Source organism: Mycolicibacterium palauense (assembly GCF_002592005.1).
Lineage (GTDB): Bacteria > Actinomycetota > Actinomycetes > Mycobacteriales > Mycobacteriaceae > Mycobacterium > Mycobacterium palauense.
Window position 1 is genome coordinate 77,743 of the sequence record NZ_NVQF01000017.1, and the last position, 10,035, is coordinate 87,777.

Sequence of the window (10,035 nt, forward strand, 5' to 3'; positions counted from 1 at the left end):
GCCTGTCCGCATCCGGGGGCCCCGATAGGGAAGAATTGGCGACGTGTCAGGACCCCGGCGTGATCATCCGAGTGCGGGCCCCGGATCCGGGCAGGCGCACGGCCGGGCCGGCCAGCACCCCGGCATGGCCAACTACCCCAGTGACCAGTCGGATCTGCGCCGACCGCGCAGGCCGGCGGGCCCGAGCGCCAACCGGTATCTGCCGCCGCTCAACGAACCGCGCCACGATCCAGGCTCTGGGCCGCCCGGCACCGAACCGCCGCGGCGCGACGGACGCGGCAGCGGCAGCGGCGAGGACGCGGGACGGGTCACCGTCACCCGGGCGGCCGCCCAGCGCAGCCGCGAGATGGGCTCGAAGATGTACGGCCTGGTGCATCGCGCCGCCACCGCCGACGGAGCCGACAAGTCGGGGCTGACGGCGCTGACCTGGCCGACCATGGCCAACTTCGCCGTCGACGCGGCGATGGCCGTGGCCCTGGCCAACACCCTGTTCTTCGCCGCGGCCTCCGCGGAGAGCAAGAGCAGGGTGGCGCTGTACCTGCTGATCACCATCGCACCCTTCGCGGTGATCGCCCCGTTGATCGGGCCCGCCCTGGATCGGCTCCAGCACGGTCGCCGGGCCGCGCTGGCGCTGTCGTTCGGGTTGCGCCTGGTGCTGGTGCTGGTGCTGATCAACAACTACGACGGCGCGACGGGCAGCTTCCCGTCATGGGTGCTCTATCCCTGCGCGCTGGGGATGATGGTGCTCTCGAAGTCCTTCTCGGTGCTGCGTTCGGCGGTCACCCCGCGGGTGATGCCACCCACCATCGACCTGGTGCGGGTGAACTCGCGGCTGACGGTGTTCGGGCTGCTGGGCGGCACGATCGTCGGCGGCGGTGTGGCCGCCGGCGTCGAGTACACGATGAGCAGCCTGTTCCAGCTGCCCGGCGCGCTGTTCGTCATCGTGGTGGTCGCGTTGGCCGGCGCCTGGTTGTCGATGCAGATTCCCAGCTGGGTCGAGGTCACCGCGGGCGAGGTGCCCACGACGTTGAGCTACCACGACCGCAGCAACCCCCTGCGGCGCCACCCGCACGAGCCGCAGCGCGCCCCCGACGCACCACCGCGGCAGCCGTTGGGCCGCAACATCATCACCTCGCTGTGGGGCAACTGCACCATCAAGACGATGGTGGGGTTCCTGTTCCTGTATCCGGCGTTCGTCGCCAAGTCCCATCAGGCGTCCGGATGGCAGCAGCTGGCCATCCTGGGCCTGATCGGGGCGGCGGCCGCGATCGGCAACTTCACCGGCAACTTCACCGCCGCCCGGCTCAAGCTGGGCCGCCCGGCGGTTCTGGTGGTGCGCTGCACCGTCGCGGTGACGGCGCTGGCCCTGATCACCGCGCTGACCGGAAACCTGCTGGTCGCCGCGGCGGCGACGTTGGTCACCTCGGGGTCCAGCGCGATCGCCAAGGCGTCGTTGGATGCCTCGCTGCAGGACGACCTGCCCGAGGAGTCACGCGCCTCGGCGTTCGGCCGCTCGGAGTCCATCCTGCAGCTGTCCTGGGTGCTCGGGGGTGCACTCGGCGTGCTGGTCTACACCGATCTGTGGGTGGGGTTCACCGCCATCACCGCGCTGCTGATCCCGGGGCTGGCCCAGACGGTCGTCAGCTTCCACGGGCAGTCGCTGATCCCGGGGCTGGGCGGCAACCGGCCCGTCATGGTCGAACAGGAGGGCGGCCATCCCCGCCATCCGGGAACCGAGGCACACACCGTGGTGACGAAGAAGTGAAGAAGACCCTAGCGGCGGTGCTCGCCGTCACCCTGGTGATCGCGGGCGCCGAGGCCGGCCTGGTGGCCTGGTTGCTCTCCCGCGACGACGGTGGCCCCGACCGCCCCCAGATCAGCGCCTTCACCGCCGGCCAGCTGGTGCGGGTGGGTCCGTCGCTGTACTGCAACGTCCTCGATCTCAACGACTGCGACGACGCCCACGACGAGGGTGTGCTGCACACCAACCCGCGCGACCCGGTCCAGCTGTCGGTACCGCAGGCCATCGCCCGCGCGCCGTGGCGGCTGGTGCTCGTCTACCGCGATCCGCGCGACACCACGATCCGGGTGTTCCGCCCCGACACCCGGCTGGCGGTGACCGTGCCCGCCGTCGATGCCAACCGCGGACCGCTGATGCAGCTGGTGGTCCAGCTGATGACGCTGGTGCAGGACCAGAACGGGGAAGTGTTCGAGATGCCCCACGCCGAGTGGTCGGTGCAGACGGTCCAGAAGTGACCGGGGCCGCGGCCCCCGTCCGATCCGGCCCCGTCCAGTCCAGTGCCCGTCTACTCCAGCGCCCGTCTACTCCAGTGCCGTCACGCCGCCGTCGGCGATCTCGGCCCGTGAGGTGTCCTTGAGCGCCACGCCCGAGCGTCCCAGCCTGCGGGCCCCGGACACCAGGGCCGCGGTGATGCTCGCGGCGCGCGCGTAGCTCAACCCGTCGGGCGGGTGGATGTTGGACACGCAGTTGCGGTCGGCGTCGGTGCGGCCCGGCCGCGGCAGGTGGGTCAGGTAGATCCCCAGGCTGTCGGCGACCGACAGGCCCGGGCGTTCCCCGATGATCATCACCACGGTGGCCGCATCGAGTGCGGCGCCGATGTGGTCGCCCAGCGCGACCCGGGCCTGGGTGGCGATGACCGGCGGCGCCAGCCGGTAGCGCCCGTCGAACTCCTCGATGAGGGCGGCCAGCAGGCCGCGGCCGTGATCGATCAGCGCCCGCGGCGACAGGCCGTCGGCCAGCACGAAGCCGATATCGGCCCCGCACCGCGTCAGCGCGCTCAGGTCGCCCGGGGTGCGTCCCAGATCCGGGCGGCGCAGGTACTCGCCGCGCGTCTGTGCACAGCTGCTCACCCGCGCCGGCGCGCCGATCCCGAGTTCCTCGACCTGCTCGGCGAGCCCGTCGGCGTCCAACGGCAGGTGCACGGCGTCGCGGGCCGCCGAGTGCGCCGCCTTGAACTCCAGTACCCGCCGGGAGGGCAGGGCGTTGCCCGCGCGCCCCAGCCCGATCCGCGCCTGGGTGGTGCGCCGCAGCGGCTCCCAGACGTCGGCGACCGGGACCCCATCGGCGCTCACCGGCCCGCCGCCAATCCGAGCAGCGGAGAACCGGCGGCGTCCACCGGCAGGATCCGCCCCGCGCCGTCGGCCATGCCGAGCCCGGCCAGCCAGGTTTCGAATTCCGGTGCCGGGCGGAGTTTCAGGGCCTGCCGGGCATACAGCGCGTCGTGAAACGACAGGCTCTGATAGCCGAGCATCACGTCGTCGGCCCCGGGCACCGTGATGACGAAGGCGACCCCCGCCGCCCCGAGCAGCGTCAGCAGGGTGTCCATGTCGTCCTGGTCGGCCTCGGCGTGGTTGGTGTAGCACACGTCGACCCCCATCGGCAGGCCGAGCAGCTTGCCGCAGAAGTGGTCCTCGAGCCCCGCCCGGATGATCTGCTTCCCGTCGTAGAGGTACTCCGGCCCGATGAATCCCACCACGGTGTTGACCAGCAGCGGGTCCAGGGCGCGGGCCACCGCGTAGGCGCGGGCTTCCAGGGTCTGCTGGTCGACCGGGCGGCCGCCGGTGCCCAGGTGCGCCCCGGCGGACAACGACGAACCCTGGCCGGTCTCGAGATACATGACGTTGCCGCCGACCGTGCCGCGGCCCAGCGAGCGGCCGGCCTCGTTGGCTTCCGCGAGCATCGACAGATTGACCCCGAAGCCGGCGTTGGCGCCCTCGGTGCCGGCGATGGACTGGAACACCAGATCGACCGGGGCGCCGGCCTCGATCAGCTCCATCGTGGTGGTGACGTGGGCCAGCACGCACGACTGCATGGGAATCTCGAAGCGGCAGCGGATTTCGTCGAGCAGGACAAGCAGCTCGGCGGTGGCCTGCGGCGAGTCGGTGGCGGGGTTGATGCCGATGACGGCGTCACCGCAGCCCAGCAGCAGACCGTCCAGTGTCGCCGCGGCGATGCCGCGCGGGTCGTCGGTGGGATGGTTGGGCTGCAGTCGGGTCGCCAGCGTCCCGGGCCGGCCGATGGTGGTCCGGAAGGCGGCGGTGACGACGGTCGCGGCGGCCACGGCGATCAGGTCCTGATTGCGCATGATCTTCGAGGTGGCCGCCACCATCTCCGGTGTCAGCCCCGCGCTCACACCGGCGATCCGTTCGGCGGCGTCGGCGCGGGCGGCCGTCTCCAGCAGCCAGTCCCGCAGCCCACCGACCGTCAGATGCGATACGGCCGAGAAGGACTGCCGATCGTGGCCGTCGATGATGAGCCTGGTGACCTCGTCGGTCTCGTAGGGGACGAGCTCCTCGTTGAGGAAGACCTCCAGCGGCAGGTCGGCAAGGGCCCACGCGGCCGCGGCGCGTTCGGCGTCGGACTCGGCGGCGCAGCCCGCCAGCTGGTCACCCGATCGGGCCGGGGTGGCCTTGGCCATCAGGTCCACCAGCCCGTCGAATTCGTAGGACGTGCCGGAGATCGTCTGGCGATAGGTCATGTCACCACCCCGACGCCGTGACCTCCAGGCCGACATCCGGGCCGGTGAGATGCCATCTCGCGCTCCTGCCGATTGAATTCGGTTGCGGCCGTGGGGCTCCCCGCGTCGGCGTCGGTGACGTGCGCCCTCACACCCGACGGTCGGCGGTGCCCGCACTCACCGTTGAGCGGCTTCTAAAGGTAGGTAGAACAACCTTTGGATGTTCACCGTATCGCCCCGCCGTGGGCCTGTCCACCGATGCCGGGTCGGGCCGTCAGCGCAGGTGCTTACGCAGGAACTCCAGGTCGCCGGCATGGCCGGCGCTGGGGGTCTCGACGACCACGTCGCACCCGGCGTCGCGGCACACGGTGGCGATGAGATCCGAATCAAAGGTGCCCGAATCGAAGTTGGCGTGCCGGTCGGCGCCGGAATCGAACGCGTCGCGGGAGTTGTTGGCGTGCACCAGGTCGATGCGTCCGGTGATCGATCTGACCCGGTCGACGATCTCGACGAGCTTCTCGCCCCCGGCCCAGGCGTGGCAGGTGTCGAGCACGAAGCCCGGCCCGAACTCGCCCACCGCGTCCCAGAGCATCGCAAGGCGGTCGAACCTGCGCGCCATCGCGTTGTCGCCGCCCGCGGTGTTCTCGATCAGAATGGGCAACGGGAAACCACCGTCGGCCTCCGCACGCTCAAAAAGCTTGCGCCAGTTGTCCACACCGACCCTGGGATCATCCTTGGCCGTCACGTGCCCGCCGTGCACGACCAGCCCCTTGGCGCCGACGGCGGCCGCGGCCGCGGCGTGCTGGTGCAGGATCTTGCGGCTCGGGATCCGGATCTTGTTGTTGGTCGAGGCCACGTTGACCAGGTACGGCGCATGGATGTAGATGCCGAGATCGCTGGCGCGCAGGGCCTCGGAGTCCGGATGCTCGACGGGTTTCTTCCAGCTCTGGGGGTCACCGAGGAAGAACTGGATGACCTCGGCGCCGGCGGACTGTGCGGCAGCCAGTGGATCCACGGAGTCGACGTGTGCGCCTAACAGAGCCATGCCTCCAGACTAGGTCGGCACGGACGCGGGAGAAGGGGCCGGCGGTCAGGCGCCGTGCCCGACGGGCACCCGTTCTCCGGGGCGGGTCGGCCCGGGAGGGCTGCCGTCGCCGAACGGGCGGCCCCCCAGCGACTCACGGCCGTGCTGGGTCAGCCAGTTGGTCGGGTCGGGCCCCTTGGGGACCACGCGGGTGGGATTGATGTCGGCGTGCACGATGTAGTAGTGCTGCTTGATCTGCACGAAGTCGATCGTGTCGCCGAAGCCCGGTGTCTGGAAGAGATCACGCGCGTAGGCCCACAGCACCGGCATCTCGGCGAGTTTCTGCCGGTTGCACTTGAAGTGGCCGTGGTAGACCGCGTCGAAACGGGCCAGGGTGGTGAACAGCCGGACGTCGGCCTCGGTGATCGTGTCGCCCACGAGATAGCGCTGCGCGGCCAGCCGGTCGCTCACCCAGTCCAGCGCGGAGAACAGCCGGTCGTAGGCGGCGTCGTAGGCCCGCTGCGAGCCCGCGAACCCGCACCGGTAGACCCCGTTGTTGATCTCGGTGTACACGCGGTGGGCGACCCGGTCGATCTCCTCGCGCAGCGCCTCCGGATACAGCTGCGGGGCCCCCGCCCGGTGGTAGGCGCTCCACTGCGTGGACAGGTCCACGGTCATCTGGGCGAAGTCGTTGGTGACGACCTGCCCGGTGGGGACGTCGACGATGGCCGGCACCGTGATGCCCTTGGGGTAGTCGGGGTAGCGCTTCAGGTAGGCGTCGCGCAGCCGGGGAATGCCCAGTACCGGATCCACCCCGCCCGGGTCCAGATCGAAGGTCCAGCTGCGCTCGTCGTGGGTGGGGCCGCAGAAGCCGATGGACAGCACGTCCTCGAGCCCGAGCAGCCGCCGCACGATGATCGCGCGGTTGGCCCACGGGCACGCCCGCGCCACCACCAGCCGGTAGCGGCCGGGCTGCACCGGGTAGCCGTCACGGCCGTCGGCGGTGATGCGCGTGGTGATGTAGTTGGTGTCGCGCCGGAATTCGCCGCCACCGGCCACGTAGGACGCCATGGTCACCGCCTTTCCCGCCTTCGCCTTCCCGACGGGCCCGGCCGCCGAGGTCTTGCCCCGGCTACGCGTCGAGTTCCCGAGCGACCGCCTTGACGACCTCGGACACCCGGCGGGCCACCTTGCGGTCGGGGTAGCGCCCCTTGCGCAGTTCGGGCTGGACGGTTCCCTCCAGCAGCGTGATCATGTCCTCGACCATCCCGTGCAGCTCGTCGGGGCTGTGCTTGTGCTCCGGGGTGCTGGCCTCGCGGCGGGTCCGCGACAGGCTCGGCGGCGGGTCGATCAGTTTGACGCTGAGCGCCTGCGGTCCGCGCCGACCCGAGGCCACACCGAATTCCACCCGCTGACCCGCCTTGAGCCCGTCGACACCCGCAGGCAACGCCGACGAGCGGACGTACACGTCTTCCCCGTCCTCCTGGGACAGGAAGCCGAAGCCCTTCTCGGGGTCGTACCACTTCACCCTGCCGGTCGGCACTGGTCTCACCTGCTTGTCCTACGGGCCGCCGGTCGCGGCGACCAGCCTCGTCACATAATTAAGCGTCCCGCCTTCGCAGGACGCGATTGACTGCTGATCCTACTCGGCCGACAGTCCGGCCAGCACCTCAGTTCCCTCGGTAGGCTGGCCCTACCCTTGGAGGAAGTATGCGCCTGATCCTGAACGTCATTTGGCTGATCTTCGGTGGTCTCTGGCTCGCGCTGGGCTACCTTCTGGCGGCGCTGATCTGTTTCGTCCTGATCATCACGATCCCGTTCGGTTTCGCCGCGCTGCGGATCGCGTCGTTCGCCCTGTGGCCGTTCGGCCGCACGCTGGTGGACAAGCCGGACACCGGCGCCGGGGCCGTGATCGGCAACGTCATCTGGATCATTCTGTTCGGATGGTGGCTGGCGCTGGGCCATCTGGTCAGCGCCGTCGCCATGGCGGTCACGATCATCGGGATCCCGCTGGCGCTGGCGGACCTCAAGATGATCCCGGTGTCGCTGGTGCCGCTGGGCAAGGACATCATTCCGGTCGACCAGGCCCGGCAGGGTTACCGCGGTATCGAGGTACCCACATGACGGTGACCGCCCTGGGACTGCCCTCGGTGCTCAAGCCGGCCGCACGGGGGGCCGCGGGAGAGGCCCCGCGAGAGGGCCCGCTGATCGACACGTTCGGCCGGGTCGCCACCGACCTTCGGGTGTCGTTGACGGACCGCTGCAACCTTCGGTGCACCTACTGCATGCCGGCCGAGGGTTTGGACTGGCTGCCCGACGATCGCCTGCTTTCCCCCGAGGAGCTGACCCGGCTGCTGCGGGTCGCGGTCACCCGGCTGGGGATCACCAACGTGCGGTTCACCGGCGGGGAACCGCTGCTGGCCCGCGACCTCGAGCACATCGTGGCGGCCACCGCGGCCCTGGTGCCGCGCCCCGAGATCGCGCTGACCACCAACGGACTCGGCCTCAAGCACCGCGCCGAGGCGCTGGCCGCCGCCGGCCTCGACCGCGTCAACGTCTCCCTGGACACCGTGGATGCCGCACGGTTCGCCGCCATCACCCGCCGCGACCGGCTCGCCGACGTGCTGGCCGGGCTGCGATCGGCGCAGCGCGCCGGGCTGGGACCGGTCAAGGTCAACGCGGTGCTCGATCCCGACACCGGGCGCGAGGACGTGGTGGCGCTGCTGCGCTACTGCGTCGAACACGGATACCAGCTGCGGGTGATCGAGCAGATGCCGTTGGACGCCGGCCACCAGTGGCGCCGCGGCCAGGCGCTGAGCGCCGAGGACATCCTGACCGCGCTCTCACACCACTTCGACCTCACGCCCGACCCCCGCCCCCGCGGCTCGGCCCCGGCGCAGCTGTGGCAGGTCGACGGCGGCCCTGCGAGCGTGGGGGTGATCGCCTCGGTGTCGCAGGCCTTCTGCGCCGCGTGCGACCGCACCCGCCTGACCGCCGACGGACAGGTGCGTAACTGCCTGTTCGCCACCACCGAGACCGATCTGCGCTCGCTGTTGCGCGACGGCGCCGACGACGCCGCCCTGGAGGCGGCGTGGCGCTCGGCGATGTGGAGCAAGGCGGCCGGCCACGGCATCAACGATCCCGGGTTCGTCCAACCGGAGCGGCCCATGAGCGCGATCGGCGGCTGACATGGTCGATTCGCACGCGAAGACAGCGACACGGACACCTCCCCAGACAGCCCCAGAAACGGCCACAGAGACGGCAGAGACTCATGTGACTCTCACTGTCCGGTTCTTTGCCGCGGCGCGGGCAGCGGCCGGTGTCGACGAAGAGCCCGCCGTGTTGCCCGCCGGCGCGACCGTCGCCGCACTGTCCGAGCGACTCCGGGGTCGCGGCGGCGAGCTCGCCCGGGTGCTGCCCCGGTGTTCGTTTTTGTGCGATGGCGTGGCCGTTCGCGACCTGGAGCGACGTCTGGAGCACGGTCAGACGGTCGACGTGCTGCCCCCATTCGCGGGGGGCTGACAGTGATTTACCTCACATCACGAATCAGTAACGAATTGACCGAATCGCACCAATGGTCACCTGCCGACCTGGGAGAACGGCGTCGCGTCGTGGGGATTTAGAGTCCTTTTAAGATTTGCCGCCAACGGAAACACACAGGGAATCAAAAGGTGACGGGTCCCCCACCGCCCGTTACCGTCGACTTCCAAGCCCGCCGAGCAGTTCCGAGCGGCAGGCCCTCCCCCTCTTTGAGCGCCTAGCTCCGTCCGCGAAGAAGGGGACCGACGACGAACAATCGGACGGAGACGGGGGACCCACCGGGTCCACCGAAGTGAGGACCTGGGGCCGCTCGCGGCTCCTGGGGTGAAGCCGGAAACGATCCCGACGGGATCGAGGACGGCCGGGCAACCTCTCCAGCCCGAACCCGACAGCTGACTCCGTAGGCGCAGACAGAGAGGACCTACCTGACCTATGAGTGGACGGCATCGCAAGCCCACTACATCGGCCACCAACGTCGCAAAGATCGCCTTCACCGGCGCAGTCCTGGGTGGGGGCAGCATCGTCCTCGCCGGGCACGCCGGCGCCGCCACCGACGGCGAATGGGACGCAGTCGCGCGCTGTGAGTCCGGCGGCAACTGGGCGATCAACACCGGCAACGGCTATCAGGGCGGACTGCAGTTCTCCCCGGGCACATGGTCCTCCCACGGTGGCGGCGAATACGCCCCGGCCGCGCATCTGGCCAGCAAGGACGAGCAGATCGCGGTCGCCGAGCGCGTGCTGGCCACTCAGGGCCGCGGCGCCTGGCCGGTCTGCGGTCGCGGCCTGTCCGGCGCGACGCCGCGCAACGTGGTTGCCGACGCCCCCCAGCCCGCCGATGCCCCGATCGACGGGCCCGGCCTGAACGTTCAGCCGGCCGGGCCCGTCGATCGGGGCATCGGCGGGCTGGGGGGCGTCGGCAACCACGTTGCGCCCGTTTCTTATACACATCTCCGCGCCCACCAAACCTAGGCGGTGCTCGTAGTCCGCCTCAGG

10 protein-coding genes, 1 pseudogene and 1 riboswitch are annotated in these 10,035 nt (G+C 70.4%); of the genes and pseudogenes, 6 read left to right on the forward strand and 5 right to left on the reverse strand.

What is annotated here, in order from left to right; translation table 11 throughout:
* Nucleotides 1-71 precede the first annotated feature (71 nt).
* Together CSR00_RS09620 and CSR00_RS09625 are read left to right on the forward strand one after the other, a co-directional pair.
* Nucleotides 72-1,765: pseudogene (locus tag CSR00_RS09620) on the forward strand (MFS transporter).
* Nucleotides 1,762-2,256: a DUF2771 domain-containing protein gene (locus CSR00_RS09625; protein ID WP_099022166.1), complete on the forward strand. Its 495-nt coding sequence runs from the start codon at nucleotides 1,762-1,764 to the stop codon at nucleotides 2,254-2,256. The pseudogene CSR00_RS09620 and the gene CSR00_RS09625 overlap by 4 nt, the downstream one beginning before the upstream one ends.
* A 66-nt stretch (nucleotides 2,257-2,322) precedes the next feature.
* Here CSR00_RS09625 and eutC read toward each other — a convergent pair whose 3' ends face one another.
* From eutC to CSR00_RS09650, 5 genes are all read right to left on the reverse strand, one after another.
* Nucleotides 2,323-3,093, reverse strand: a complete 771-nt coding sequence (eutC, locus tag CSR00_RS09630; RefSeq protein WP_099022167.1) for an ethanolamine ammonia-lyase subunit EutC — start codon at nucleotides 3,091-3,093, stop codon at nucleotides 2,323-2,325.
* Entirely contained in the window at nucleotides 3,090-4,499 is a 1,410-nt protein-coding gene (locus tag CSR00_RS09635; RefSeq protein WP_099022168.1) for an ethanolamine ammonia-lyase subunit EutB, read from the reverse strand. The genes eutC and CSR00_RS09635 overlap by 4 nt, the downstream gene beginning before the upstream one ends.
* Nucleotides 4,500-4,752: 253 nt before the next feature.
* Nucleotides 4,753-5,523, reverse strand: a complete 771-nt coding sequence (locus tag CSR00_RS09640; RefSeq protein ID WP_099022169.1) for a deoxyribonuclease IV — start codon at nucleotides 5,521-5,523, stop codon at nucleotides 4,753-4,755.
* Nucleotides 5,524-5,568: 45 nt separating this feature from the next.
* On the reverse strand, nucleotides 5,569-6,573 hold the full coding sequence (locus CSR00_RS09645; protein ID WP_099022186.1) for a glutathione S-transferase family protein: 1,005 nt from the start codon (nucleotides 6,571-6,573) through the stop codon (nucleotides 5,569-5,571).
* Between the two features lie 61 nt (nucleotides 6,574-6,634).
* Nucleotides 6,635-7,045 carry a cold-shock protein gene (locus tag CSR00_RS09650; RefSeq protein ID WP_099022170.1) on the reverse strand — a complete coding sequence of 137 codons (411 nt, stop codon included), beginning with the start codon at nucleotides 7,043-7,045 and terminating at the stop codon, nucleotides 6,635-6,637.
* Between the two features lie 167 nt (nucleotides 7,046-7,212).
* Here CSR00_RS09650 and CSR00_RS09655 point away from each other — a divergent pair, with 167 nt between their 5' ends.
* The 4 genes from CSR00_RS09655 (at nucleotide 7,213) to CSR00_RS09670 (ending at nucleotide 10,011) form a co-directional block, all read left to right on the forward strand.
* Nucleotides 7,213-7,626: a YccF domain-containing protein gene (locus CSR00_RS09655; protein WP_099022171.1), complete on the forward strand. Its 414-nt coding sequence runs from the start codon at nucleotides 7,213-7,215 to the stop codon at nucleotides 7,624-7,626.
* Entirely contained in the window at nucleotides 7,623-8,690 is a 1,068-nt protein-coding gene (gene moaA, locus CSR00_RS09660; RefSeq protein ID WP_099022172.1) for a GTP 3',8-cyclase MoaA, read from the forward strand. Before CSR00_RS09655 ends, moaA begins: the two co-directional genes overlap by 4 nt.
* A gap of 1 nt (nucleotide 8,691) precedes the next feature.
* Nucleotides 8,692-9,024: a MoaD/ThiS family protein gene (locus CSR00_RS09665; protein WP_099022173.1), complete on the forward strand. Its 333-nt coding sequence runs from the start codon at nucleotides 8,692-8,694 to the stop codon at nucleotides 9,022-9,024.
* A 254-nt stretch (nucleotides 9,025-9,278) separates the two neighbouring features.
* Nucleotides 9,279-9,465: riboswitch (cyclic di-AMP (ydaO/yuaA leader) on the forward strand.
* A gap of 9 nt (nucleotides 9,466-9,474) precedes the next feature.
* Nucleotides 9,475-10,011, forward strand: coding sequence for a transglycosylase family protein (locus tag CSR00_RS09670; protein WP_099022174.1), 537 nt, complete (start codon nucleotides 9,475-9,477; stop codon nucleotides 10,009-10,011).
* Nucleotides 10,012-10,035: the final 24 nt, after the last annotated feature.